Below are 25,511 nucleotides of genomic sequence, written 5' to 3' on the forward strand. Positions count from 1 at the left end.
AGCGTGGAGGAAAAGGGCGCGCGGATGCTCAAGGAGTTCCGCGAGTTCGCCATGAAGGGCAACGTCGTCGATCTCGCGGTCGGCGTCATCATCGGCGCGGCCTTCGGCGGCATCGTCACCTCGCTGGTGGGTGACGTCATCATGCCGATCGTCGGCGCCGTCACCGGTGGCCTCGACTTCTCGAACTACTTCATCCCCTTGTCGAAGGCGGTCACCGCCACCAACTTGGCGGATGCCAAAAAGCAAGGCGCCGTCCTTGCTTACGGCAGCTTCCTGACGCTGACGATCAACTTCATCATCGTCGCTTTCGTGCTGTTCCTGGTGATCCGCGCCATGAACACCTTGAAGCGCAGGGAGGAGGCGGCACCCGCTGCTCCGCCCAAGCCGACGGCCGAGGTCGAGTTGCTGACCGAGATCCGCGATCTCCTCAAGAAGTGACGCGCCCACTTCATCCGAACTGTTAGAATCCGAGCGCATCTCGATCAGGTTTGCCCGTCATGGCCGATAAGAACGAACGTCCGATCAAGGTGATGGCGGAAAATCGCAAGGCGCGCTTCAACTACGCCATCGAGGACACGATCGAGGCGGGCATTGCGCTGACCGGCACCGAGGTCAAGTCGATCCGCAACGGCAAGAGCACGATCGCGGAATCATATGCCGATTCCAAGAACGGCGAGATCTGGCTGATCAACGCCACCATTCCCGAATATCTCCAAGGCAACCGCTTCAACCATGAGCCGAAGCGGCCGCGAAAGCTGCTGCTCCACCGCCGCCAGATCAACAAGCTGATCGGCGCGGTCGACCGCGAGGGCATGACGCTGATCCCGCTCAAGCTTTACTTCAACGAGCGCGGCCGGGCCAAGCTGCAGCTGGCGATTGCGAAGGGCAAGAAGCTGCACGACAAGCGCGAGTCCGAGAAGAAGCGCGACTGGAGCCGGGAGAAGGGCCGGCTGCTGCGGGCGAGGGGATGACGAGATGAATCAACGGAACCTGCTCGAGGTCGACTGGAGCCAGATTCCCGCGCCTTCCGACGATGGCGCCGCCGCGCATCTTGAGGGCATGACGTTGCCGCCGATCGGCCTGCTCGCGACCGACGACACGTCGGTCACCCTGTCGGCGCTGGGCGGCCGCACCGTGGTGTTCGCCTATCCCCGCACCGGCGAGCCCGGCAAGATCGCGCTGGTCGACGATTGGGACATGATCCCCGGAGCGCGCGGCTGCACGCCCCAGACCTGCGCCTTTCGCGATCTCTACGCCGAGCTGAAGGCCGCCGGCGCCTCGCACGTATTCGGTCTCTCGACCCAGAGCAACGACTATCAGATCGAGATGGCCTCGCGCCTGCATCTGCCGTTCCCGGTGCTCTCGGACGAGAAGCTGGCGCTGACGCGCGCCTTGAACTTGCCGACCATGGAGGTCGCGGGCTTGACGCTGATCAAGCGCCTCGCGCTTGTTATCGACGACACCAGGATCACGCACGTGTTCTATCCGGTGTTTCCACCGGACCGGAACGCCGGCGACGTGCTGGCCTGGCTCAAGGCGAATCCCGTCAATAAAGCGCGATGCGATTAGGGTGAATCGTCATCGGGCTTTAGCTTATTGTTTGAGCATGATCTTTTCGGAAAACCGCTACGCACTTTTCCGGATCATGCTCTAGCTAATCGAGATCCGCCTTCACCTTCGCGAACACGGATCTGAACATGTCTGGCGTCAGCACGCCGGTGTTCGTGTTGTAGCGGGAACAGTGATAGCTGTCGTAGAGCCGGAACGCGCCCGCCTGATGCACCGCGCCGTGGCCGAAGGGGGCTTGCGAGGCCTTCAGATTCAGCGGCTTGAGCACGCTGTCGTGCGCAATTCGCCCGAGCGCGACGATCGCGCGCAGCTTCGGCATCGTCGCCAGATTGGCCACGAGAAACTGGCGGCAGGTGTTGATCTCGATCGGCAGCGGCTTGTTCTGCGGCGGCACGCAATGCACGGCATTGGCGATCCGGCAGTCGACGAGTTTTAGGCCGTCGTCGGGACGCGCCTGATAGGTGCCCCGGGCAAAGCCGTATTCGATCAGCGTGGCATAGAGCAGGTCGCCGGCATAATCGCCCGTGAACGGCCGCCCCGTGCGGTTGGCGCCCTGCATTCCCGGGGCGAGGCCCACGATCAGGAGGCGGGCCTTGATGTCGCCGAAGGGCGCAACCGGCGCATTGTGCCACGAGGGCTCGCGCGCGCGGTTCGCCTGGCGGAAGGCGACCAGGCGCGGACAGAGCGGGCAGTCACGGTCGGGAACGATTGTGAGAGGCTGGCGGCTTGACCGGGCCGCCTCACTCCTCGAAGTCGTCATCGCCCCTCGGCGCCGTCGTGGTCGCGCGCTGGAGGAATTGCGGGGCGTGGTGGCGTTCACCACGCTCGCCGCGGTCACGCGGGGCGGGGCGCTCGGACGGATCGCGGCCGAGCTTGGATTGCAGCTCGACGAGGTCGGTGAAGACGTCGGCCTGGCGGCGCAGCTCGTCGGCGATCATCGGCGGCTGGCTGGCGATGGTGGAGACCACCGTGACCCGCACGCCGCGGCGCTGGACGGCCTCGACCAGGGAGCGGAAGTCGCCGTCACCCGAGAACAGCACCATCTGGTCGATGTGCTCGGCGAGCTCCATGGCGTCGACGGCGAGCTCGATGTCCATGTTGCCCTTCACCTTGCGGCGGCCGGAGGCGTCGATGAATTCCTTGGTCGCCTTGGTGACGACCGTGTAGCCGTTGTAATCCAGCCAGTCGATCAGCGGGCGGATCGAGGAGTATTCCTGGTCTTCGATGATGGCGGTGTAATAGAACGCCCGCAATAACGTCCCGCGGCTCTGAAACTCCTTCAGCAGGCGCTTGTAGTCGATATCGAAGCCGAGGGTTTTCGCCGTCGCGTAGAGATTGGCCCCGTCGATGAAGAGCGCGATCTTGTTGGTAGAAGAAGGTGACATTCAGTTTGCTCGCGTAGCGTTCGTGATTGATCGTTTTTTGTTGGCGCGGCGACAACAGGCCGCGCAGTTCTAGAGTGCCGCAGAAACCCGTCGAAACCGCAAATCCGGAGAAGTCGGGGCAATCAAGGTATAGTTATGGCGGACTTGCATACACCCCGGGGCCGCCCCCAACGGCAGCCCGGAAAACCACCCGTCCCAACCCCAATGTGGGGGTAGCAGAGCGGTTTGGCGAGGCCAAATCACAAAATGGTCTTGCGAAACCGTCCCGCCCCCTATAACTAGCCCCAATCATCCACATAATTCGTCCCACCCACAACGGAGCGACAGTCCATGGCTCGCGTCACCGTAGAAGATTGTATCGACAAGGTCGACAACCGGTTTGACTTGGTCCTGCTGGCCGCCCACCGTGCCCGCATGATTTCATCCGGTTCACAACTAACGGTTGACCGCGATAACGACAAGAACCCTGTTGTGTCTTTGCGTGAAATTGCCGAGACGACGATCTCGCCGGAGGACCTCCGCGAGGAGCTGGTCCACTCGCTGCAGAAGTTCGTCGAGGTGGACGAGCCCGAGCCGGATACGGTGCCGCTGATCGGTTCCGCGGGGGCAAGCGTCGATGCCGACGACACCGAGGTCGCCGTGGAGCGCATGACCGAAGAGGAGCTGCTGAAGGGCCTGGAAGGCCTCGCGCCTCCCGAGGAGCAGCCCGAGGAAGACGAGTAATTCCTCCATCGCGATCATCTTCTTCTTGTGATCATATCAAAGGCCCGAACGATCGTTCGGGCCTTTGCTTTTGTTGACCTTTTCGTGGTTACCATAGCGCTGCGGTCGGCGCTTGGCCCTGTCACTGAATTGATCGGACACGAGCGCGATCGGAGTTAGGATGTATGCAACGGGCCGGTTCAAGCCCGTTTGAAGGCAGGACGGCATGGTATATCGGCGCCGCAGATCCACGCAGATGCAGGCCGCAACCGAATCGGTTGCCGTGGCCCCGACTGCGCCGGTCGCGCGCCCCGCCAGGCCTCGCGCCCGGATGATGCGTCAATATGACCTCGTCGAGCGCGTCAGGTCCTACAACCCCAACACCAACGAAGACCTGCTGAACCGTGCCTACGTCTACGCCATGAAGGCCCACGGCTCGCAGACCCGCGCCTCGGGCGATCCGTATTTCTCGCACCCGCTCGAGGTGGCGGCGATTCTCACCGACCTCAAGCTCGACGACGCCACCATCGTGGCGGCGCTGCTGCACGACACGATCGAGGACACCGAGGCGACGCGGGCCGAGATCGACCAGATCTTCGGACCTGAAATCGGCGCGCTGGTCGAGGGGCTGACCAAGCTGAAGCGGCTCGAGCTGGTCTCGCGCGAGGCCAAGCAGGCCGAGAACCTGCGCAAATTGTTGCTGGCCATTGCCGACGATGTCCGCGTGCTTCTGGTCAAGCTCGCCGACCGCCTGCATAACATGCGCACGCTGGATTTCGTGCCGACGGAATCGCGCCGGCGCATCGCCGAGGAGACGCTCGACATCTACGCGCCGCTGGCCGGGCGCATGGGCATGCAGGAAATGCGCGAGGAGCTGGAGGATCTGTCCTTCCGCACCCTCGATCCCGAAGCCTATTCGGTGGTGATGCAGCGGCTCGACGCGCTGGCTGAGCGCAACCGCAACCTGATCGGCGAGATCGAGGACCAGCTCTCCAACAATCTGCGCCACCGGGGCTTGGGGGCGCGGGTCTATGGCCGCCGCAAGAAGCCGTTCTCGATCTGGACCAAGATGGAGCGCAAGTCGGTCGGCTTCGAGCAATTGTCCGACATCTTCGGCTTCCGCCTCGTCGTCAGCGACGTCGAGGCCTGCTATCGCGCGCTCGGGATCGTCCACACCACCTGGCCGGTCGTGCCCGGACGCTTCAAGGACTATATCTCGACGCCGAAGCAGAACGACTACCGCTCGATCCACACCACGGTGATCGGCCCCGGCAACCAGCGCGTCGAGCTGCAGATCCGGACCGAGGCGATGGACCAGATCGCCGAGCGCGGCATCGCCGCGCACGTCTTCTACAAGGAGGGCGTGGGTTCGCCGACCGAATTCCTCAAGCGCGAGTCCAACGCGTTCGCCTGGCTGCGCCACACCATCGGCATCCTCTCGGAAAGCGCGAACCCGGAGGAATTCCTCGAGCACACCAAGCTCGAGCTGTTCCACGACCAGGTGTTCTGCTTCACCCCGAAGGGCAAGCTGATCGCGCTACCGCGCCATGCCAACGTGATCGACTTCGCCTATGCGGTGCATACCGACGTCGGCAACAGCGCGGTGGGCTGCAAGATCAACGGCAAGTTCGCGCCGCTGTCCTCGGAGCTTCAGAACGGCGACGAGGTCGAGGTGCTGACCTCGGAGGCGCAGTCCGCGCCGCCGTCGGCCTGGGAAACGCTCGCCGTCACCGGCAAGGCGCGCGCCGCGATCCGCCGCGCCACGCGCACCGCGGTACGCGATCAATATGTCGGGCTCGGCCGGCGCATCGTCGAGCGCCTGTTCGAGCGCGCCAAGATTGAATACGCCGACGACAAGCTCAAGGGCGCGCTGCCGCGGCTCGCGCGCACCTCGATCGAGGACGTCATGGCGGCGGTCGGGCGCGGCGAGATCAAGGCCTCCCACGTCGCGCGCGCGATGTACCCCGACTATAAGGAGGAACGCATCGCGCGCTACGGCGTCAAGAAGGGGCTTGCGGCCAAGCTCAAGGAGAAGGGGGTCTCCGAGCCAGCGCGCAGCCCGGTCGCGATCCCGATCCGCGGCATCAATTCCGACCTTCCGGTGAAGTTCGCGCCGAACGGAGGCGCCGTCCCCGGCGATCGCATTGTCGGCATCGTCACGCCGGGCGAGGGCATCACGATCTATCCGATCCAGGCGCCGGCCCTGAAGGATTTCGAGGAGGAGCCGGAGCGCTGGCTCGACGTCCGCTGGGACATCGAGGATTCCGCGCCGCAGCGCTTCCCGGCCCGCATCAAGGTCGAGAACGTCAATGAGCCCGGCGCGCTGGCGCAGATCGCGACCGTGATCGCCGAGCACGACGGCAACATCGACAATATCAGCATGCAGCGCCGCTCGCCCGATTTCACGGAGACGACGATCGATCTCGAAGTCTACGACTTGAAGCACCTCAGCGCGATCCTGGCCCAGCTGCGCGCGAAGGCGGTCGTCGCCAAAGTCGAACGTGTTAATGGATAGGCGCATCTCGCATGCGCCGCTCCCTCTGATTTCGCGAGTTCTGAAATGCCCGCACCTCCGCTCCGCCTCGGCGTCAATATCGATCACGTCGCAACCGTGCGTAACGCGCGCGGCGGCCGCCATCCCGATCCGGTGCGCGCCGCGCTGCTCGCGATCGAGGCCGGCGCCGACGGCATCACCGCACATTTGCGCGAAGACCGCCGGCACATCCGCGACGAGGACATGGCGCGCCTGAAGGCGGAGATCTCCAAGCCGCTCAATTTCGAGATGGCCGCGACGGACGACATGATGCGGATCTCGCTCGCCACCAAGCCGCACGCGGTGTGCCTGGTGCCGGAGCGGCGCCAGGAGGTGACGACCGAAGGCGGGTTGGACGTGGTCGGCCAGCACAACGCGCTCGCGCCCTATATCGCGCGGCTGAGCGAAGCCGGCATCCGCGTCTCGCTGTTCATTGCGGCCGATCCCGCCCAGATCGAGATGGCGGCACGGCTGCGCGCCCCCGTGATCGAGATCCACACCGGTGCCTGGTGCGATGCCGTCGTCGACGGCCACACCGACAAGGCCGAGGCCGAATGGCAGCGGATCGTGGCCGGGGTGAAGCTGGCGAAGGACGCCGAACTTGAGGTTCACGCCGGCCACGGGTTGGACTATGCGACGGCGGAGAAGATCGCGAGCTTGCCCGAAATCATGGAGCTGAACATCGGCTATTACATGATCGGCGAGGCGCTGTTCGTGGGGCTGGCCGAGACCGTGCGCAGCATGCGCGCGGCGATGGATCGTGGCCGGAGCCGGGCATGATCATCGGCATCGGCTCCGACCTGATCGACATCACCCGCGTCGCCAAGGTGATCGAGCGCCACGGCGAGCGTTTTCTCGACCGCATCTTCACCGCGGCCGAGCGGGCCAAGGCGGAACGGCGCGCCAAGAACGAGAAGATGGTGGTGGCGACCTACGCCAAGCGCTTCGCCGCCAAGGAGGCCTGCTCCAAGGCACTCGGCACCGGCATCAGGCGCGGCGTCTGGTGGCGCGACATGGGGGTGGTCAACCTGCCGGGCGGGCGGCCGACCATGCAGCTGACCGGCGGCGCGCTGGCGCGGCTCCAGGCCCTGACGCCGGAGGGGTTCGAGGCGCGGATCGACCTTTCGATCACCGACGACTGGCCGCTGGCGCAGGCCTTTGTCGTGATTTCCGCCGTCCCGCTGCCGAAACCTTGATCGCGGCTCGGGCGTTTTGTGTTTTTCTTTGTAAATCAATATCTTAATCAGTTTTGATGCGATCCTTGATTGCGTGGCCTCCGACAACCGTCTAAAAGTCCGCGAACGCAAATCAGCCTGGGCGAATTCGGCTTTACGCCGGAATTGGCCCTCACTATCAGAATCAGGACAATCTCCTTGCGCCGCGAACCGGTGGGCCGTTCGCGGGAGGAGGGCGCTCTATGATCGCCGGCCGGAATTGAGAGAGCAATGAGCGTGACTTCGGGAACGAAAACTGAGAGCGGCGTCGGCGAAACGATCCGGGTCGTCATTCATGCTCTCCTGATCGCGCTCGTGATCCGCACCTTCCTGTTTCAGCCCTTCAACATCCCGTCCGGCTCGATGAAGGCGACGCTGCTGGTCGGCGACTATCTGTTCGTCTCGAAATATTCCTACGGCTACAGCCATTATTCGATTCCGTTCTCGCCGCCGCTGTTCTCCGGGCGGATCTGGGGCTCGGACCCCGCTCGTGGCGACATCGTCGTGTTTCGCCTGCCGAAGGACGATTCCACCGACTACATCAAGCGCGTGATCGGGCTTCCTGGCGACCGTGTCCAGATGCGGGACGGGCTGCTCTACATCAACGATACGCCCGTCGAGCGGCAGCGCATGAGCGAATATGTCGGCGAGGACCCTTGCGGCTCGGAAGGCGGCGGCATCTCCCGGGTGAAGCGCTGGAAGGAGACGCTGCCGAACGGCGTGTCCTATGAGACGCTGGATTGCGCCGACAACGGCTACATGGACAACACCAACGTCTACACCGTCCCGGCCGGCCACTTCTTCATGATGGGTGACAACCGCGACAACTCCACCGATAGCCGCTTTCTCGGCCAGGTCGGCTACGTCCCGCAGGAGCACTTGATCGGCCGCGCCCAGATGATCTTCTTCTCCATCGCTGAAGGCGAGCACGCCTGGATGCTCTGGCGCTGGCCGTGGGCGGTGCGCTGGAATCGGTTCTTCAAAATCGTCCGATGAAAGACGAAGCCAAGGACATCGCGATCCAACCGACCGAGGCGCAAGCCGCTCCCGAGGGCGAAGCTGCGGCGAAGGCGCCTGCCAAGAAGAAACGGCCGCGGAGCAGCAAGGCCAAGGGCACGAATGCCAACGCGGCGCTCGAGGCGCGGATCGGCCACAGCTTCGCCGATCCAAATATGCTGATGCAGGCGATCACGCATGTCTCGGCCCTGAAGTCCGGGCGCAAGCGAGGCGACAGCTATCAGCGGCTGGAATTCCTCGGCGACCACGTGCTCGGGCTCGTCGTCTCCGACATGCTGTATCACGCCTTCCCGAACGCAGATGAGGGCGAGCTGTCCAAGCGGCTTGCCGAGCTCGTGCGCAAGGAGAGCTGCGCGGACGTCGCCAAGTCGCTCGGTCTCGTCGACGACATCAAGCTGGGCTCGGTCGGCTCCAGTGCCGATGCCCGCCTGCGCAAATCCATCCTCGGCGACATCTGCGAGGCCGTGATCGGCGCCATCTACCTCGACGGCGGCCATGCGGCGGCAGCCGAATTCGTCAAGCGCAACTGGACCGAGCGGATGCACAAGCCGCGCCGGCCCTTGCGCGATCCCAAGACCGTGCTGCAGGAATGGGCGCAAGGCAAGGGACTGCCGACGCCTGTCTATCGCGAGGTCGAGCGCACCGGCCCGCATCACGATCCGCAGTTCCGTGTCGCCGTCGATCTGCCGGGCCTGGCCCCGGCCGAGGGTATCGGCGGCAGCAAGCGCGCGGCAGAGAAAGTGGCAGCGTCAGTGATGATCGAACGCGAAGGCGTCGGCGGCAGCAATGACGGTTGAAGCAAGCGGCGGGGCACCCGGCGCGACGCGCTGCGGCTTCGTCGCGCTGATCGGCGCCCCGAATGTCGGCAAGTCGACGCTGGTCAACGCGCTGGTCGGCGCCAAGGTCACGATCGTCTCGCGCAAGGTGCAGACCACGCGCGCGCTGATCCGCGGCATCGTCATCGAGAACAACGCGCAAATTATCCTTGTCGACACGCCCGGCATCTTCTCGCCCAAGCGCCGGCTCGACCGCGCCATGGTCTCGACCGCCTGGAGCGGGGCGCATGATGCCGATCTGGTCTGCGTGCTGCTCGATGCGAAGACCGGGATCGACGAGGAGGCGGAGGCGATCCTCGCCAAGGCCGCCAGCGTCAATCACGACAAGATCCTCGTCATCAACAAGGTCGATCTGGTCCAGCGCGAGAAGCTGTTGGCGCTGGCGCAGGCCGCCAACGAGCGCATGACGTTCGCAAGGACCTTCATGATTTCGGCGATCTCGGGCGATGGCGTCGACGACATCCGCAAGACGCTCGCGGACATGGTGCCGCCGGGTCCGTTCCTCTACCCCGAGGACCAGATGTCGGACGCGCCGATGCGGCAGCTGGCGGCCGAGATCACCCGCGAGAAGATCTATCAGAAGCTGCACCAGGAATTGCCGTACCAGTCCACGGTCGAGACCGACAAGTGGGAGGAGCGCAAGGATCATTCGGTGCGGATCGAGCAGACGATCTACGTCGAGCGCGAAAGCCAGCGCAAGATCGTGCTCGGCAAGGGCGGCGCCACCATCAAGTCGATCGGCGCCGACTCGCGGAAAGAGCTGATGCAGATCCTGGACATGCCGGTGCACCTGTTCCTTTTCGTCAAGGTACGCGAGAACTGGGGCGACGATCCCGATCGCTATCGCGAGATGGGCCTGGACTTCCCAAAAGAATAGCCAAGAATAGATCGGCATTCGATGAGCCTACCTACCAACGTCCAGCGCTTCGAAGCGCTGCTCTATGCATCGTTGATGCTGGACGCCTTGTCCGTTGCGGTGCAGGACCGCACGCCCAATGCCGAGCTGACCGAGCAGGTGATCATGACGAGGACGTTAACGGGAGGGGTCATGATCCTGCTCTTCGTCTATCTCGTCTGGCTGGCTGCGCATGGGCGCAAGAACTGGCCGCGCTTGTTGTTGACGGTCGCGCAGGCACTGTCGGTGATCGGGCTTGCCCGGATCATAGCCCAAAACGGCTTGGAGCTCGACAGCGCCATTGAGATCGTCTCCTGCGTGCTGACGACGCTGGGCCTGTGTTTCTCCTTCACCGGCGATGCGAAGGGCTGGTTCAACGCCTGAGGCGTTACGACCGGTAGGCGTGGAAGATGACGACCGCGCTCACGACGATGGCCCAGACGACGAAGCCCACGATCACGCCGAGCGCTGGGGACAGTGTCATCCGGCCTTCGACCGGGCGCCTGATCTGCAAGAGGCCTGTCCAGCCGATCCGGCTCAAGCTTTCCGGGAATTCGACAGTGATCCTGCCGAAGGTGGTTACGAATAGCAGCGCCAGTGCAGTGAAATAGAAAACGGTCGGCAAGGCCGCCCAGACGACCCAGAACACCAATTCGAGAACGAGCGCGATCAAGTCGAAAATGATGCTGGCCATCGTAATCCGGGCGTGTCCGAACTTCTGCATAAAGGCATATCCCGCTATACTTAGCACATGGAATGGACCGACGAAGGCATCGTGCTGGGTGTCCGGCGGCATGGCGAATCAAGCGCCATCGTCGAGCTGTTGACGCGCGCGCATGGCCGGCATCTCGGCCTCGTCCGCGGTGGCGCCGGCTCGCGGATGCGGCCGCTGCTGCAGCCGGGGAACAGCGTCAGTGCGGTGTGGCGGGCGCGGCTCGACGAGCATCTGGGCACCTATGCGATCGAGGGATTGAAGCTGCGCGCGGCAACGCTGCTGGCATCGTCCCACGGCGTCTATGGCGTCACCCATCTCGCCTCGATCGCGCGGCTGCTGCCGGAGCGCGATCCGCATGAGGACATCTTTGCGCTGCTCGAACATTCGCTCGACGATTTCGACGACATCGGCAGCGCGGCCGTGCACCTGATCCATTTCGAGCTGGCGATGCTCGCCGAGCTGGGCTTCGGCCTGGCGCTGGACAATTGCGCGGTGACCGGCGAGACCACGAACCTGATCTATGTCTCGCCAAAATCCGGCGGCGCGGTATCGCGCGGAGCGGGCGAGCCGTGGCGCGACCGGCTGTTGCGCCTGCCGCCATTCCTGCGCAAGGGCGAAACGGCGGGCGATCTCACCGAGCAAGATCTCCAGGACGGTTTTCGGCTCACCGGCCTGTTCCTGCTCCGCCACGTGCTGGAGCCGCGCGGCCAAGGCCATTCCGATGCGCGGGCCGGCTTCATCAACGCCCTGATGCGGCAGCAGGCGAGAGCGGCGATCCCGGCGCCATGACGGAATAGCTGGCCAGCCTTGCCCAGCAGCATGCAGTTCCCTGGAACGAAATCGGCCTGAGCGGATTGGCCGTCAGGTTCCACATCGGGGGACAGCCCAAATGTTGATCAAGGGATTCGCCTTGTCCGCGACGCTGCTTGCGTTCGCGCCCGACGCCATGGCCGGTGAGCCGCAGCCCGGGGCGTTTCGCCGGGCCTCGTGCACGGTGGTGCGGTACTATGTGGCGAAATATTCCGCTGCCACTGCAGAGACATGGGCGCGGTCACGGGGCGCGACCGACGCCGAGATCGAGACCGCCCGCCGTTGCCTGACCAATGCGCCGGCGCCTGCGCAAACACCTGGTCCGGCCCCAACCCAGACCGTCACAGCCGGCTGGGCAGGCTAGCAGGCCGCCCACAGGGAACCATTCGATCCTTGCCCGATTCGCTTCCACGGTTTAACCGGGCGGCATGGGAAAACGAATCGTTCCGCCGGAAGAACCGGCTGAAATCCACGAGGTGCCGCTGCGTGAGGCGCTGGAAGAGCGCTATCTCGCTTATGCCCTCTCGACCATCATGCACCGTGCGCTGCCGGACGCGCGCGACGGCCTGAAGCCGGTGCACCGGCGCATCCTCTACGGCATGCGCCTGCTCAGGCTTGACCCCGGCACGGCCTTCAAGAAATCGGCCAAGATCGTCGGCGACGTGATGGGCTCGTTCCATCCGCACGGCGACCAGGCGATCTACGACGCCATGGTGCGCCTCGCGCAGGATTTCTCCTCGCGCTATCCGCTGGTCGACGGCCAGGGTAATTTTGGCAATATCGACGGCGATAACCCCGCCGCCTATCGTTACACCGAAGCGCGCATGACCGACGTCGCGCGGCTTCTGCTCGAGGGCATCGACGAGGACGGCGTCGAATTCCGCGCCAATTACGACGGCCAGTCGAAAGAGCCCATCGTGCTGCCCGGCGGCTTCCCGAACCTGCTCGCCAATGGTGCGCAGGGCATCGCGGTCGGCATGGCGACCTCGATCCCGCCGCACAACGCCGCCGAGCTGTGCGATGCCGCGCTGCACCTGATCGAGAAGCCCGACGCGAAGTCGAAGGCACTCTTGAAGTGGGTCAAGGGCCCGGACTTCCCGACCGGCGGCATCATCGTCGATTCCAAGCAGGCGATCGCGGAGGCCTACACCACCGGCCGCGGCTCGTTCCGCGTTCGGGCGCGGTGGACGCAGGAGGAGGGTTCGCGCGGCACCTGGGTGGTCGTCGTCACCGAGATTCCGTTCCTGGTGCAGAAGTCGCGCCTCATCGAAAAGGTCGCCGAGCTGCTCGACCAGAAGAAGCTGCCGCTGGTCGGCGACATCAGGGACGAGTCGGCCGAAGACGTCCGCATCGTGATCGAGCCGAAGTCGAAGAACGTCGATCCAGCGCTGATGATGGAATCACTGTTCCGCCTCACCGAGCTCGAGAACAAGATTCCGCTGAACCTCAACGTCCTGATCAAGGGGCGCATCCCCAAGGTCGTGGGGCTCGCGGAGTGCTTGCGCGAATGGCTCGACCATCTGCGCGACGTGCTGATCCGCCGCAGCAACTATCGCAAGGCGCAGATCGAGCACCGGCTGGAAGTGCTCGGCGGCTTCCTGATCGCCTATCTGAACATCGACAAGGTGATCAGGATCATCCGCACCGAGGACGAGCCGAAGCCCGAGCTGATGAAGGCGTTCAGGCTCACCGAAGTACAGGCGGAAGCCATCCTCAACATGCGCCTGCGCTCCTTGCGCAAGCTCGAGGAGATGGAGATCCGCACCGAGGACAAGAACCTCCGCGCCGAGCTCAAGGGCATCAATGCGGTGCTCGCCTCCGAAGCCGAGCAGTGGAAGAAGGTCGGCGAGCAGGTCGGCAAGGTCCGCGACATGTTCGGACCGAAAACGCCGCTCGGCAAGCGTCGCACCACCTTTGCGGATGCGCCGGAGCACGACCTCGCCGCGATCGAGGAGGCCTTCGTCGAGCGCGAGCCGGTGACGGTGGTCGTCTCCGACAAGGGCTGGATCCGCACCATGAAGGGGCATGTCGAGGATCTCTCGGGCCTCGCCTTCAAGCAGGACGACAAGCTCGGCTTCGCGTTCTTCGCCGAGACGACCTCGAAGCTGCTGCTGTTCGCCACCAACGGCAAGTTCTACTCGCTCGACGTTGCCAAGCTGCCTGGCGGCCGCGGTCACGGCGAGCCGATCCGCCTGTTCATCGATTTGGAGCAGGAGGCCGCGCCCGTCGCGCTGTTCGTCAACAAGGGCGGACGCAAGTTCCTGGTCGCCAGCCACGAAGGCCAGGGCTTTGTCGTCAACGAGGACGATTGCGTCGGCACCACGAAGAAGGGCAAGCAGGTCCTCAACGTCGACATGCCGAACGAGGCGCGCGCGATCACCGAGGTGACGGGCGACACCGTCGCGGTCATCGGCGAGAACCGCAAGATGCTGGTCTTCCCGCTCGACCAGGTGCCGGAAATGGCGCGCGGCCGCGGCGTGCGCCTGCAGAAATATAAGGATGGCGGCCTGTCCGACGTTACGGTATTCGACGCCAAGGCGGGCCTGACCTGGAAGGACTCCGCAGGACGCGAATTCTCCGCGACCATGAAGGAGCTGGCGGAGTGGCAGGGCACGCGCGCCGACGCCGGCCGCCTGCCACCGAAGGGCTTCCCGAAGTCGAACAAGTTCGGCCGGGTGATCGGGTAGGGCACTCTGGTGTCCCGGATGCGCTGCAACGCATCTTGCGTTGCTGCGCAGAGCCGGGACCCACGCTGCACGGATTGCTCGGCGACATGGGCCCCGGCTCAGCAGCGCACCGTCGAAGTGACGCTGCGCTGCGTCCGGGGCACGAGAGTGTTGTGCACTCTGCTTCCCCACCATCATTGCGAGCGCAGCGAAGCAATCCAGAATCCCACCGCGGAGACACTCTGGATTGCTTCGCTGCGCTCGCAATGACGAGGTGCGATAGCGCCGCTCACCAACTTAAAAGTGTGAATCCTGCAAACGCGTGGCAGCTAGCTATGAGCGCATACGTGCGGGCACGAACATTGCTTTTTCCTGACGACTGCAAACGGCTGGTCAAAGGCAAAAACACCCAATGCTCAAACTGAAGGCTTTTATTCCCGCGCTGTTCGGCCTTGCGCTGGTGGCGGCGCCCGCGCATGCGGCGGGCAATCTCGTCGCGGTGCTCGAGGCGGAGATCGTCACGCTCGATCCGCATTTCTCCACGGCCTATATTTCGCGCACGTTCGGCTACATGGTGTTCGACACGCTGTTTGCGAAGGATGCCAAGGGCGACATCAAGCCGCAAATGGTGCAGGACTGGAAGGTCTCGCCCGATGGCTTGACCTATACGTTCACGCTGCGCGACGGCCTGAAATGGCACGACGGCCAGCCCGTCACATCAGCCGATTGCGTGGCCTCGCTGCGCCGCTGGGGCACCCGCAGCGCGCTCGGCCGCCGCATTTTTGCGATCACGGCGTCGCTCGAGCCGGTCGATGCGAAAACCTTCGTGCTGACGCTGAAGGAGCCGTCCGGGCTCGTCATCGACGCGCTCGGCAATCCCGTCAGCCCGGTCGCTTTCATGATGCCCGAGCGCATCGCGAAGACGCCCGGCGACCAGCGCATCACCGAGATCGTCGGCTCCGGCCCGTTCGTCTACAGCAAGGCCGACCACCGCACCGGCGACCGCATGATCCTGAAGAAGTTCGGCGACTATGTGCCGCGCCCCGAGCCCGCGGACTTCCTGGCCGGCGGCAAGCGCGTCAATGTCGACACGCTCGAGATCCGCGTCATTCCCGATGGTGCGACCGCAGCCTCTGCGCTGCAGGCCGGCGAAGTCGATTTCATGCAGTACGCGCCGTTCGATCTGTTGCCGCAGCTGGAGAAGAACTCGCGCGTCAAGCTCGTCAACTTCACCGGCGGCAACATGTTCGCCGGCGCCTACCGTCTCAACGCCGCATCGAAGCCGTTCGATGATCCGGAAATCCGCCGCGTGCTGTGGAAGCTAGTCGACCAGCGCGAAGTGCTGGATGCGCTCGGGCTCGACGCCAAATACGCCACCCCTTGCGCGACCTACTTCACCTGCGGCACCACATACGAGAGCAAGGCCGGCACGGAAGCCGCCGCAAAGCCTTCGATCGAAGCGGCGAAGGCTGCACTGAAGGCGACCAAATATGCCGGCGAGCCCGTCATCGTGATGCAGGCCAACGATCTCGAAGCCCCGCGCGTTTCGGCGCAGGTGCTCGCCGAGCGGCTGAAGGCGGCCGGCTTCAATGTCGATCTGCAGGTGATGGACTGGGCGAGCGTGCTGGCGCGCCGCGCCAAGAAGGAGGGCTGGAGCGTCTATGGCGTTCACGCCGGCGGCTTTGACCTCGGCTCGCCGCTGACCAATGTCATGGTCGCCTTCAACTGTGCCGACTTCACCGGCTGGCAATGCGATGCGCGTATCACCCCGCTGATGGAAGCCTTCGCCAAGGCGCCGGCCGAGGCGGACCGGAAGAAGATCGCGGGCGAGATCCAGGCCGTCATGTACGATCAGGCGCCCGGAATCCCGTGGGGCCAGTTCGCGCAGCCGGCCGCCTATCGCGCGACTTTGCGCGGTCTGATACCGTCCGCCATCCCGGTGTTCTGGAACGTTGAGAAGTAGCGCGATGCACGATGTCATTGTTGTCGGCGGCGGCTCCGCCGGCGCCGCCGTGGCCGCAAGGCTCTCCGAAGATCCCGCACGGCGGGTCCTGCTGCTCGAAGCGGGGCTCGATTGGCGCGCCGACGAGGCGCCCTGGGAGGTTAGGACGCCGAATCCGATCCCGATCATCCACAAGCGCGAGTATCAGGAGAAATGGCAATGGCCCGATCTTCTGACGCGCCGCGTCGCGGGGCAGGAGCCGCGCTTCTACTGGCGCGGCAAGGGGCTCGGCGGCTCGTCGATGATGAACGGCCAGATCGCGATCCGCGGCGTTGCCGACGCGTTCGACGAATGGGCGGCCAATGGCTGCACCGGCTGGTCGGCGAAAGAGGTGATGCCGCTGTTCTCGGTGATCGAGGACGATCTGGAATTCGGCGATGTCGAGGGCCATGGCCGCGGCGGGCCGCTGCCGGTCTACCGCGCGCCTCCTGAAAAGTGGGGCCCGATCGATCGCGGCTTGCGCGATGCGGCGTTGGCGAGCGGCTATCCCTGGTGCGCCGACGTCAATGGTCCGGACGGCGAGGGCGTTGCGTGCTACCCCATCAACAGCCGCAACTTGCGCCGCATCACCACCAACGAGGGCTATCTCGAGCCCGCGCGCGGGCGCGCCAACCTGGAGATCCGCGGGCATGCGCTGGTCGATCGCGTGCTGATCAGCGACGGGCGGGCGACCGGCGTCCGCGTTCATGTCGAGGGGCAGGGCACCCACGAGATCAGCGCACGCCAGATCGTGCTGTGCGCCGGCGCCATCCACAGTCCGGCGATCCTGCTGCGCTCGGGCATCGGGCCGGCCGAGGAATTGAAGGCAATGGGGATCGCGGTCGCGCGCGATCTGCCGGTCGGCCGCCATTTCTTCGATCATCCGCTGTTTCGCGCCACGATCCAGCTCCGGGACGAGCTTCGTCCCACCGATCCCGATACGCGCCACACCAATTGCTGCGTGACCTATTCCTCCGGCCTCGCCAATGGCGGCAAGCGCGACATGATCCTGATCGCCTTCAATCATCGCGGCATCGGGAACCCCGGAGCGATCGGCGCGGGGCTGTTCAACGCCTATTCGCGCGGGACGCTCAAGCTGACCTCGACCGATCCTGCGATCGATCCGGTCGTCGAGGAGAACATGCTGGCCGATCCGCGCGACATGCTGCGCATGATCGATGCGGTGAAACGGCTCGCGGTCATCACGTCGCAGCCGGCGCTGTCAGGCATCGCCGACTGGATCAGGCTCGCTGACACGGATCTGACGCTGCCGCAGGCCGCCAGCCTGCCCGATCACGAGCTCGACGCGGTGCTGCGCCGCGAGACCGGCGACATCCAGCATGCCGCCGGCAGCTGCCGCATGAGCGGCGGGAACGACGATGGCGTGGTCAACCCCGACGGTACCGTGAAAGGGATCAGCGGCCTTCGCGTCGCCGACGCCTCGATCATGCCGTCCGATTGCCGCGCCAACACGCACTTCACGACGGTGGCGATCGGGGAAGCGATCGCGCGGATGATGATGCGGTAGCCGGCGGCCAGGATCGAAGCCCGCCATGTGATGAGTCGTGCGCGCTACGCGGAAGGGTACGTCGAGTGGCCGCGGGACTGGAATCAATTGAACGTTGCGCAACATCGTTCCTAGCGATGTTGAAAGCCTCCGACGAATATCATCAGGAACGTTTGCGCGCGGCTTCGATTGGCATGTCATCGTCAATCGGAGTTTGAACCATGCGAAAGACAATCTTCTCAGTAGCCATGTGTGCGTTGCTTGCTGGCGCGTCGATCGGGTTCGCCCATGCGCAGGCGGGCGGAGGTGCCGGAGGCGGGGCAGGCGCAGGTGGAGCGGGCGGCGCAGGTGCGGGCGCTAGCGCCGGGGCCGGAGGAACCAGCGGCGGAACGAGCGGCGCGGCGGGTGGAACAGGAGCGGGCGATGCAGGTACCGGCAGTTCGACGGGATCCAGCGTAGGCGCCGGCGGCAGTGGCGCGGGTTCCGGCCAGGGCGGTCCTCAGACCATCCGTCCGGGCGGCACAAACGATCCAACCCGACGCTAACAAACGTCGGCGCTTATACGTGAAGCTTATACATGAATAAGGGAAGGCTGCTGAGTTCGACTCAGCAGCTTTCCCGCGGCATCAGCGAGCCGGCCCAAGGTGGAACGGGTCTATGGACTGAACAAGCTGCGGAGAAACCGCTCCTTTTCGCCGGGCGCGTAACCTTGAGAAGCGCCGAAATAAGGTTCAGTGGCGCCAGGATAAGCTGAGGTTTCCGGCGGCGGCGCGTAGGCGAAGCCCGAAGCTGGACCGGACGGGACCATACCCTGACCGGAATGCACAATCGCGTGCCGCCGGTGTGAATGACGCGGCTGTGCGGCGTCGGCAGCGCCGACCAAGGTGATCAGAAAACTCAAAGCCAGAATGAAACGCATCGCTGTTTCTCCAAACCCCCTGCTTAGGTGGCGTTCGGCCGCGGCGTTCCAACTCATCCTGGACTCACGATTAGTCACGTCCCTGGCATCAGATCACCCCGGCCATCCGCAACGCCACGCCCGCCGCGCAGCTGCCCGCGAGCACCGTCAGCATGCCGAGCTTGAAGCGGAAGATCGCGGTGGCCGCCGCGATCGCCAGCACCAGGGCCGGCACGTCGACGCTTCTCAGCACCGGCATGTCGAAGTTCAGCGGAAACGCATGCACCGGCACCGTCTCGCGGAACAGGGTATGCAGCGTGAACCAGATCGAGAGGTTGAGGATCACGCCGACGACGGCGGCGGTGATCGCACTGAGCGCGCCGGCGAGGCCGGTGTTGCCGCGCAAGCGCTCGATATAGGGGGCGCCGACGAAGATCCAGAGGAAGCAGGGCGTGAAGGTGACCCAGGTCGCGAGCAGGCCGCCGTAGGTTGCCGCCAGCATCGGCGACAGTCCGCCGGGGTCGCGATAGGCCGCCATGAAGCCCACGAATTGCAGCACCATGATCAGCGGGCCCGGCGTGGTCTCGGCCATGCCGAGACCGTCGAGCATCTCATGCGGCTTGAGCCAATGATAATGCTCGACCGCCTGCTGGGCGACATAGGCCAGCACCGCATAGGCGCCGCCGAACGTGACCAGCGCCATCTTCGAGAAGAACAAGGCGATCTGGCTAAATACGTTGGCCTCGCCGAAGCCCATTAGCAGCGCGATCACCGGCACCAGCCAAAGCGCCAGCCACAATGCACCGACGCGGATCGCGCGCGCCGTGTTGGGGCGGACGTGATCGGGCACGGCCTCGCCCAGCATGCTGTCGATCGCGCCGCCGCCGCCATGGCCGTGGCCGGCCGGCGCGAATTCCGGACGGCCGCTTCGGGCGCCGGCATAGCCGATGAGGCCGGCAGCGATGATGATGATCGGGAAGGGGACCGCGAAGAAGAAGATCGCGACGAAGGCCGCGGCCGCGAGCGCGATCATGATGCGGTTCTTCAGCGCGCGCTTGCCGACGCGCACTACGGCCTCGACGACGATGGCGAGCACGGCCGCCTTGAGCCCGAAGAACAGCGCCTCGACGAAGCTGACATTGCCGAAGGCAGCATAGATGTAGCTGAGGCCCATGATGGCGATGATGCCGGGCAGGATGAACAGCCCGCCCGCCATCAGCCCGCCGGCGGTGCGATGCATCAGCCAGCCGACATAGGTCGCGAGCTGCTGCGCCTCGGGTCCCGGCAGCAGCATGCAATAGTTCAGCGCATGCAGGAAACGGCCCTCGGAGATCCACTTCTTCTCCTCGACCAGGATGCGGTGCATCACGGCGATCTGGCCCGCGGGCCCGCCAAAGCTCAAGCAGGCGACACGGAGCCAGACGCGGAAAGCTTCGCTGAAGCTGATGCCGTGACCGGCACCAGCTCCCGTTTGATCGGCGCGAACGTCCATTACGCCTTCACCTTGTTGGTCGGCCAGTTGTGGGTCTCGGTGGTGGCGTCGCGGCACCAGCGGTAGAAGGCATCATAGAGCAGCATGCCGGCCTCGAGCTGCTCGAGGTCGTCGTCATACATGCGCGACAGCCCGAGCGAGGCTGCGAGCAGGCCGGGCGCCTCCGGTGCGAGGTCGGGTCGCGCGGTGTCGGCGCCGCGCACCAGCGTCGCGAGGCGCAGCAGGGGCGGAGTCGCGATGCCGAACTCCTCGATCATCACGTCGAAGGTGCAGAGCTCGCCGCGGTGGCTCCAGAACACGTTCTCGATGTCGAAGGGCGCTGCGCCGAACCGCTCGCCGACGGCGACCACCTCGGACGGCGCGACATAGAGGAACACTGCGGCCGGATCGATGAAGCGGCGGATCAGCCACGGGCAGGCGATGCGGTCGACCTTCGGCCGCGCCCGCGTCACCCAGACGGTGCGCCCCTTGGCATCGCGCGGCGGCAGCTTGCGGGCGTCGACCAGCGGCAGCTTGGCCGCCTTCCAGCCCTCGAAGCCGCCCTCCAGCGTTTCGGCCTGCGCGCCGAGCTGGCGTAACCAGGCCGCGGTGCCTTGCGCGAGCTTCTCGCCGCGGAGGCAGGAGACCACGGCGCGGCGGCCGCCGAAGGCGCCGCCCCATTCCGCCACGTTGTCGTGGCCGAGCTTGATGGAGCCGGGAATCAGCCGCCGGTCGGCGACGAAATCCTGCTCGGTGCGCACATCGATCAGAACCGGCGCATTCGCCGTGCCGATCAGCCGTGCCATTTTGTCGGATGAGATGGTCGTGAATGTAGACATGATGCGTCCTCGAGAACCAAACGGGACGCGATGCTTGGGCCTGTCGCCTCGTGGGGAGATCGCTCAAATCCCCATGGCACAGATTACAGCGAAACTAAGAAGCACTGTCAATCCGCGGGACCATTGGTCCTTAGAAAATTGGTGCCTGCCGTCTATATTGGAGGCCAACAGAGCTGAATCTTCGGGAGAATTCGATGCATTCCCATTCCATCGAGCAATGGACCCATGACCACGCCTTCCTGGGCGAGAAGCACGACGACAACGAGCGCCGCACCTGGTTCGTGGTCGTGCTGACGCTGGTCATGATGGTCGGCGAGATCGTCGCCGGCTCGCTGTTCGGTTCGATGGCGCTGCTCGCCGACGGCTGGCACATGGGCACCCATGCGGCGGCGCTCGGCATTGCCGCCTTCGCCTATCGCTTCGCGCGGCGGCATCTGGGGAATGCGCATTTCACCTTCGGCACCGGCAAGTTCGGCGATCTTGCCGCCTTCGCCAGCGCGATCATCCTCGGCCTGATCGCGGTCGAGATCGCCTATGAGAGCGTGCTGCGGTTGATCAATCCGGTGCCGATCGTCTACGGCGAGGCCATGTCCGTGGCTGCTCTCGGACTGTGCGTCAATCTCGCCAGCGTGTGGCTGCTGCGCGACAGCCACGATCATCACCATCACGGTCATGGCCATGCGCACGACGACCACGCCGGGCATGACCACGAGCACGATCGTCACCACCATCACCACGACAACAACCTCCGCGCGGCCTATGTCCATGTCATGACCGATGCCGCAACGTCCGTGTTGGCGATCGCAGCGCTTGCCGTCGCGATGTATTCGGGCTGGATCTGGGCCGACCCGGCGGTGGGCCTGATCGGCAGCGCCGTGATCGCCAGCTGGGCATTCGGCCTGATCAAATCATCGGGTGCGGTGTTGCTGGACGTGCGCGCCGACGAGAAGCTGGAGCGGGTGATCCGCGCCCGCATGGAGGTCGGTGAGGATCGCGTCACCGACCTGCATCTCTGGCAGGTCGGCCCCGGCCATTGTGCCGTGCTGCTTTCGGTGGTGTCGGACAAGCCGAAGCAGCCGGCTGTCTACAAGCGGCGGCTCGCGGGGCTGAAGGGCCTCAGCCACGTCACGGTCGAGGTCGAGACCTGCCCGCATTAGCGGTGAGTGAACGTGACTTCGCGCATGACGAGAAGAAGTTTGCGTTTTCATTTTGAGTTGTCGCGATTGCGACCCACCCGGGCGTTTCGCAAATCGTGATCTGGTTCATAACCGAGCGGCCAGCTGCGCAGTATGGATTGACGTGCGCTCGATGAGGGCGTGCGTGCGCTGAGTTCGCAACTGCCGGGCAAGGTCCGGTCAACATCAAGGAAGTGAAGCAGTACCGGCCTTAAGGGCCATTCACCTGAGAGCCCGGTCAGCGGAGGCCGGGCTTCGGAGAGACGAGCAATGGGCCTCGTGCAGCAGGACACCGTGGTCCTCTTGGTCGACCTCGTCGAGTCCGTGCGTCTGATGCGGGAGCATGAGGCGTCCGCGGTGCGTCGATGGACCGACTTCGTCCAACTTGCCACCGGCCAAATTCTGCCGCGTTATCGCGGCGGCCTCGTGAAGAGCCTCGGAGACGGGCTCATGGCCCGCTTCGAATCCGTGCGCGATGCCGTCAATGCCGCCGCCGAAATGCACCGGAGTATCTCCGTTCAGAACACCGGGCGGCCTGAAGATGAACACTTCCAGCTTCGTGCGGGGATCAACTCCTCCACCGCCTGGAGTGACGGCACCGACATCTATGGCACCGGTATCAACCTCGCAGCCCGGCTCGCAACTCTTGCCGGTCCCGGTGAAACCATCGCCAGCGAGGCCGCGCATGAGCAACTGGCGACAGCTCTTGCCAGCCTGGCCAGTCCGGGGGAGACGATTGGCAGCGAGGCGGCGCGCGACGAGCTGACGCACGGAGTGGATGCGCTGTGCGAAGATTTGGGCGACTGTATCCTCAAGCACTTTGACAAGCCGGTTCGCGCCTACCGCGTTGGTCCGGCCAGTCCACACCCAAGCCTCGCAGCTCGGCGAGACTATGGAACTCCCATGGAGCCGACAATCGCCGTCATCCCCTTCGACGCGCGCAAGGACGCGGAGGAGCATCTCGACGTCGGTAACCTGATCGCGGACAGCGTGATCTGGTGCCTCTCCAGATCGGCGAACCTCAAGGTGATCTCGCGTCTGTCGACCAATATATTTCGCGGCAGGGTCAGCGATGTGGCGGAAGTATCGGCGCATCTCGGTGCCACCTACATTCTCAGCGGCAGCTATGTGGTCAATGCGGACCGGATTCTGGTGACGGCGGAGCTGTCCGCGGCGCGAACCAATCAAGTCGTCTGGACCGACCGCCTGAGCGGCAATATCGGCGATCTGCTGCAGCCGGAGAGCGAACTGGCTCACCGCATCGCCGCTGCAGTGCATCTGTCGGTCTTCGATGCCGAGGTCGAGCATATCCTGACCCAGCCGTTACCGACGCTAGAAAGCTACTCGCTGCTGCTTGGCAGCATCCGCCTGATGCACCGGTCGAGCAGAGAGGAGTTTCTCCAGACCCGGACGGTGCTGGAGGAACTGATCAATCGCCACGGCCGAATAGCTGCCCCGCGCGCCTGGCTCGCCAACTGGTACATCCTGCGCATGACGCGCGGCTGGTCCGAGGACCGCAAACGCGAGGCCGCCGAGGCCTTGAGCGCCACTCGCGCGGCGCTCGACCGTGACCCGTCCGACGCGCTTGCGCTTGCGACCGAAGGCTTCGTCTATTGTCACATGTTGAAGGACCTGGACGCTGCCCGAAAGCGGTGTGAGCAGGCCGTCGATGCCAACCCCAGCCACGCGTTGGGCTGGCTCTACCGCGGCACCGTCGACGCCTTCAAAGGCGACGGCGAGGCAGCCGTGGACGCAACGCGGCGCGCTCTGAAACTCTCCCCGCTCGATCCGCAGCGGTATTATTTCGAGTCCCTGGGCGCCACGGCGCTTCTATCGGCGCATCGATACGACGAGGCGGAAGAGCTCGCGCGCTCATCTCTCATTCTCAATCGCATGCATCCGTCCACGTGGCGGGTCCTCGCTATCGCACTCGTTTCGCAGGGACGGGTCGCGGAGGCCCGCGAAGCCTTGGGCAAGATGCGCGAGCTCGAGCCGCATTTGACCGTAGATCGATACATCGGGCGCCTCCCCAATGCGCATCTCGAAACAGGCAGGCACTGGGCTCGTTGCCTCGAAGTGGCAGGACTACCGACGACAGGCTAACTAACCTCATACCGACTTGTTTTCATAAGGAGGCAGGCAATGGCTCAACTAGGCGGGGCGGGAGGAGCAGGCGGTGCAGGTGGTGCTGGCGGAGCCGGCGGCGCAGGGGGGGCAGGAGGTGCAGGCGGAGCGGGCGGCGCTGGAGGGGCCGGTGGGGCGATAATTGGCACGCTCGGCGACGTCTGGGCCAATCCCATCATGGTGGATGCACTCATCCACGCTCGCGAAGGGACGATCGTTGTTCCCGAAATTTCGACACCTCCATACTTTTATTTTTACGCGCCGGGCTTGCCGACAACGATCGACGACCCCGCCCAACTGGATCGCTGGGAGCCGTGGGTGCGCGCCTACACGGCGGTCGGGGAGATGCTGCAGGGCATCACCCTTCAGGTGTCGGCTACCGATCCAAACGCATTCCTGGTTCGGTCGCCCGCATACGTGATTGCGGAGATCGGACGTCCGAGCGCGTCGACGTTTCAAGACCAGATTGCGATGGTCCTGAGTTGGGCCGAGCTGCGCAACGAACGCGCCACGGAAATCATGGCGCAGATCGATCCCCAGTATGCCTTCTGGTCTTCGATCGTCTATCTGCATCCCGAGAGGACCAGGCGCACGTTCGAGCTCATCAACATGGTCCTGCAATTCTGCGTCTACGTGGAAATGCGCTTCAAACATGCGCTGGCCTGCTGGCGGCCGGTCGAATACAACGCCGAGATACAGCCGATGCTCACGACGCCGGGACACGGAAGCTTCCCGAGCGGACATGCAACGCAGGCCTATGCGGTGGCCTACGTGCTGAAACGGCTATTGAGCCTGCAGAAGTCGACATCCGGATTCCCGGAGATCGTCGAGCAGCTCGACCGGCAGGCCGCACGGATCGCAACCAATCGGGTCGTGGCCGGAGTTCATTTTCCGGTCGACAGCATGGCAGGGCGGATGCTGGGTATCGCCTTGGGCGAGTACTTCGTCGGCCGTTGTCTGGGGAGCACAGGGACCAAGAGCCGCACGTTCAACGCGGGCTACGCGGACAGCAACTCCAGGACGGACTTCAATCCCTTCCACGCTGACCAGGCGCTCAATGCCAACAAGTTCTATTCGGAAACCACAGGAGGGACTGTTACGCAGTCCCTCCTAATGAAGGAACTATGGGACAAGGCCTACTACGAAGTTTCGACAAGATTTCCGTAGGAAACAC

The 25,511-nt window shown here is 64.5% G+C and carries 25 protein-coding genes; 19 read left to right on the top strand and 6 right to left on the bottom strand.

What is annotated here, in order from left to right:
- Positions 1-24: 24 nt before the first annotated feature.
- The 3 genes from mscL to ABIA40_RS09145 are packed head-to-tail and all read left to right on the top strand — an operon-like array spanning position 25 to position 1,569.
- Complete coding sequence (gene mscL, locus ABIA40_RS09135) at positions 25-438, top strand: large conductance mechanosensitive channel protein MscL (RefSeq protein ID WP_157287375.1); 414 nt, start codon at positions 25-27, stop codon at positions 436-438.
- A 59-nt stretch (positions 439-497) separates the two neighbouring features.
- Positions 498-971, top strand: coding sequence for an SsrA-binding protein SmpB (gene smpB / locus ABIA40_RS09140; RefSeq protein ID WP_128265290.1), 474 nt, complete (start codon positions 498-500; stop codon positions 969-971).
- A 4-nt stretch (positions 972-975) separates the two neighbouring features.
- Positions 976-1,569, top strand: a complete 594-nt coding sequence (locus ABIA40_RS09145) for a peroxiredoxin (RefSeq protein ID WP_404540712.1) — start codon at positions 976-978, stop codon at positions 1,567-1,569.
- Positions 1,570-1,654: 85 nt separating this feature from the next.
- On the opposite strand, the gene ABIA40_RS09150 is transcribed toward ABIA40_RS09145, so the two are convergent.
- Both ABIA40_RS09150 and ABIA40_RS09155 read right to left on the bottom strand, forming a co-directional pair.
- Positions 1,655-2,329, bottom strand: a complete 675-nt coding sequence (locus tag ABIA40_RS09150; RefSeq protein ID WP_404540714.1) for a uracil-DNA glycosylase — start codon at positions 2,327-2,329, stop codon at positions 1,655-1,657.
- On the bottom strand, positions 2,310-2,954 hold the full coding sequence (locus ABIA40_RS09155) for an NYN domain-containing protein (protein ID WP_157287358.1): 645 nt from the start codon (positions 2,952-2,954) through the stop codon (positions 2,310-2,312). The genes ABIA40_RS09150 and ABIA40_RS09155 overlap by 20 nt, the downstream gene beginning before the upstream one ends.
- A 330-nt stretch (positions 2,955-3,284) precedes the next feature.
- Here ABIA40_RS09155 and rpoZ point away from each other — a divergent pair, with 330 nt between their 5' ends.
- From rpoZ to ABIA40_RS09195, 8 genes are all read left to right on the top strand, one after another.
- Entirely contained in the window at positions 3,285-3,677 is a 393-nt protein-coding gene (rpoZ, locus tag ABIA40_RS09160) for a DNA-directed RNA polymerase subunit omega (protein WP_007603391.1), read from the top strand.
- 205 nt (positions 3,678-3,882) lie between these two features.
- Positions 3,883-6,171 (top strand): bifunctional (p)ppGpp synthetase/guanosine-3',5'-bis(diphosphate) 3'-pyrophosphohydrolase, encoded by a 2,289-nt coding sequence (locus ABIA40_RS09165; protein WP_271538102.1) that lies wholly within the window; start codon positions 3,883-3,885, stop codon positions 6,169-6,171.
- A 45-nt stretch (positions 6,172-6,216) separates the two neighbouring features.
- Positions 6,217-6,969 carry a pyridoxine 5'-phosphate synthase gene (locus ABIA40_RS09170; RefSeq protein WP_157287360.1) on the top strand — a complete coding sequence of 251 codons (753 nt, stop codon included), beginning with the start codon at positions 6,217-6,219 and terminating at the stop codon, positions 6,967-6,969.
- Positions 6,966-7,385, top strand: a complete 420-nt coding sequence (gene acpS / locus ABIA40_RS09175; RefSeq protein ID WP_025036721.1) for a holo-ACP synthase — start codon at positions 6,966-6,968, stop codon at positions 7,383-7,385. The genes ABIA40_RS09170 and acpS overlap by 4 nt, the downstream gene beginning before the upstream one ends.
- 249 nt (positions 7,386-7,634) lie before the next feature.
- On the top strand, positions 7,635-8,399 hold the full coding sequence (gene lepB / locus ABIA40_RS09180) for a signal peptidase I (protein WP_036015031.1): 765 nt from the start codon (positions 7,635-7,637) through the stop codon (positions 8,397-8,399).
- Positions 8,396-9,217: a ribonuclease III gene (gene rnc, locus ABIA40_RS09185; RefSeq protein WP_271538101.1), complete on the top strand. Its 822-nt coding sequence runs from the start codon at positions 8,396-8,398 to the stop codon at positions 9,215-9,217. The genes lepB and rnc overlap by 4 nt, the downstream gene beginning before the upstream one ends.
- Entirely contained in the window at positions 9,207-10,133 is a 927-nt protein-coding gene (gene era, locus ABIA40_RS09190; RefSeq protein ID WP_157287362.1) for a GTPase Era, read from the top strand. Before rnc ends, era begins: the two co-directional genes overlap by 11 nt.
- Before the next feature lie 21 nt (positions 10,134-10,154).
- Positions 10,155-10,535, top strand: a complete 381-nt coding sequence (locus ABIA40_RS09195) for a hypothetical protein (protein WP_275510117.1) — start codon at positions 10,155-10,157, stop codon at positions 10,533-10,535.
- Between the two features lie 4 nt (positions 10,536-10,539).
- On the opposite strand, the gene ABIA40_RS09200 is transcribed toward ABIA40_RS09195, so the two are convergent.
- Positions 10,540-10,947 carry a hypothetical protein gene (locus ABIA40_RS09200; protein WP_404546460.1) on the bottom strand — a complete coding sequence of 136 codons (408 nt, stop codon included), beginning with the start codon at positions 10,945-10,947 and terminating at the stop codon, positions 10,540-10,542.
- Here ABIA40_RS09200 and recO point away from each other — a divergent pair.
- The 5 genes from recO to ABIA40_RS09225 all read left to right on the top strand — a co-directional run bounded on the left by recO (position 10,903) and on the right by ABIA40_RS09225 (position 17,851).
- Positions 10,903-11,655 carry a DNA repair protein RecO gene (gene recO / locus ABIA40_RS09205; RefSeq protein WP_271538098.1) on the top strand — a complete coding sequence of 251 codons (753 nt, stop codon included), beginning with the start codon at positions 10,903-10,905 and terminating at the stop codon, positions 11,653-11,655. The genes ABIA40_RS09200 and recO overlap by 45 nt on opposite strands.
- Positions 11,656-11,755: 100 nt before the next feature.
- Positions 11,756-12,040, top strand: coding sequence for a hypothetical protein (locus tag ABIA40_RS09210; protein WP_404540719.1), 285 nt, complete (start codon positions 11,756-11,758; stop codon positions 12,038-12,040).
- A gap of 64 nt (positions 12,041-12,104) precedes the next feature.
- The gene (gene parC / locus ABIA40_RS09215) at positions 12,105-14,363 is read left to right on the top strand and encodes a DNA topoisomerase IV subunit A (RefSeq protein WP_404540721.1); all 2,259 of its coding nucleotides are present in this window, start codon (positions 12,105-12,107) and stop codon (positions 14,361-14,363) included.
- Between the two features lie 391 nt (positions 14,364-14,754).
- Complete coding sequence (locus ABIA40_RS09220; protein ID WP_404540723.1) at positions 14,755-16,305, top strand: ABC transporter substrate-binding protein; 1,551 nt, start codon at positions 14,755-14,757, stop codon at positions 16,303-16,305.
- A gap of 4 nt (positions 16,306-16,309) precedes the next feature.
- Positions 16,310-17,851 (top strand): GMC family oxidoreductase, encoded by a 1,542-nt coding sequence (locus ABIA40_RS09225; protein ID WP_404540725.1) that lies wholly within the window; start codon positions 16,310-16,312, stop codon positions 17,849-17,851.
- Between the two features lie 634 nt (positions 17,852-18,485).
- On the opposite strand, the gene ABIA40_RS09230 is transcribed toward ABIA40_RS09225, so the two are convergent.
- The 3 genes from ABIA40_RS09230 to ABIA40_RS09240 all read right to left on the bottom strand — a co-directional run bounded on the left by ABIA40_RS09230 (position 18,486) and on the right by ABIA40_RS09240 (position 21,038).
- Positions 18,486-18,749, bottom strand: a complete 264-nt coding sequence (locus tag ABIA40_RS09230) for a hypothetical protein (protein WP_404540727.1) — start codon at positions 18,747-18,749, stop codon at positions 18,486-18,488.
- A gap of 88 nt (positions 18,750-18,837) precedes the next feature.
- The gene (gene chrA / locus ABIA40_RS09235) at positions 18,838-20,220 is read right to left on the bottom strand and encodes a chromate efflux transporter (protein ID WP_404540729.1); all 1,383 of its coding nucleotides are present in this window, start codon (positions 20,218-20,220) and stop codon (positions 18,838-18,840) included.
- Positions 20,220-21,038, bottom strand: coding sequence for a chromate resistance protein ChrB domain-containing protein (locus ABIA40_RS09240; RefSeq protein ID WP_404540730.1), 819 nt, complete (start codon positions 21,036-21,038; stop codon positions 20,220-20,222). Before ABIA40_RS09240 ends, chrA begins: the two co-directional genes overlap by 1 nt.
- Before the next feature lie 194 nt (positions 21,039-21,232).
- Between ABIA40_RS09240 and dmeF the strand changes: the two genes are divergently transcribed.
- From dmeF to ABIA40_RS09255, 3 genes are all read left to right on the top strand, one after another.
- Positions 21,233-22,195, top strand: coding sequence for a CDF family Co(II)/Ni(II) efflux transporter DmeF (gene dmeF, locus ABIA40_RS09245; protein WP_404540732.1), 963 nt, complete (start codon positions 21,233-21,235; stop codon positions 22,193-22,195).
- A gap of 288 nt (positions 22,196-22,483) precedes the next feature.
- A complete protein-coding gene (locus ABIA40_RS09250; RefSeq protein ID WP_404540733.1) occupies positions 22,484-24,316 on the top strand; it encodes an adenylate/guanylate cyclase domain-containing protein in 1,833 nt (610 codons plus the stop codon).
- Positions 24,317-24,355: 39 nt separating this feature from the next.
- Positions 24,356-25,504: a phosphatase PAP2 family protein gene (locus tag ABIA40_RS09255; RefSeq protein WP_404540735.1), complete on the top strand. Its 1,149-nt coding sequence runs from the start codon at positions 24,356-24,358 to the stop codon at positions 25,502-25,504.
- The last annotated feature ends 7 nt before the right edge of the window (positions 25,505-25,511 follow it).

This window comes from Bradyrhizobium sp. USDA 223 (genome assembly GCF_044909005.1).
Classification (GTDB): Bacteria; Pseudomonadota; Alphaproteobacteria; order Rhizobiales; family Xanthobacteraceae; genus Bradyrhizobium; species Bradyrhizobium yuanmingense.